General features: G+C 57.3%; 1 protein-coding gene. It reads right to left on the bottom strand.

Annotated features, from left to right (window positions below; all coding sequences use genetic code 11):
- On the bottom strand, positions 1-826 hold an 826-nt coding region (locus NC796_RS26620; protein ID WP_310688929.1), incomplete at both ends, for a hypothetical protein.

Here is an 826-nt window from a genome sequence, read left to right on the forward strand (position 1 = left end):
ATTTGCTCTTTGGGTACCGGCAGCTCATCCATGTGATCTTCCAGCCACTGGGAAAAATCCTTCTCAATTTCATCAGACCAGCGGGCATCAATCTGCCCGGAGGTGTAGACGCCCTCTCGCAGCCGCTGCTGACCAAACATATCCCGCAGCCGCACGATCTCGGAGGTTTTTACGACACGCTCGGCCAAGTGCGGGGGAATAAAGATCACGCCGCCGTCACGGCCCAGTACCACATCCCCAGGCATGACCATCACCTCGTCAATTCGTGTGGGCCCATTGATACTTACCAGCGTGGTGTTGAGCTCTCCATCGGGATTATTAAGATGGTGTGAGGGGTGGTAGCTTCGAAAAAAAGCAGTAAAGCCTTCGATCTCTTTCAGCCCGGCCACATCACGAAGCGCACCGTTATAGACAATGCCGTTGCCCGAGTTGGTGTAGATGGCATTCCCTACGTTATCGCCGATGGTCGGTCCATCCTCATGGGCCCCAAACTGGTCGGCCACGTAGACATCGCCATCCTGGAGCATCTCTACCGGCCAAGAGTTTTGCGAGCCGGTACGCCCGGCTTTCTCACCTCGAGCCTGGATCACCCGATGCACGTCGGGGCGACCCGGCATAAATGTAGCGGTGAGTGCACGCCCCACCAGCACGCTGTCGGGATTCAGCACTTCCCATCCCTCGGCGTACTGATGTTCATAGTTTTCTCCACGCAGCACAGCCCAGGCTTCCTCAATGGTCACCTTCTTCATCCGTTGCAGGATGCCCTCCGGCACTTTCGGGCGTCCATCGGGATAGCGTTCCCCTTCCCATTCCGGGGTCAGGGCAA

This window comes from Aliifodinibius sp. S!AR15-10, from assembly GCF_031569985.1.
Taxonomy (GTDB): domain Bacteria; phylum Bacteroidota; class Rhodothermia; order Balneolales; family Balneolaceae; genus JAMQKA01.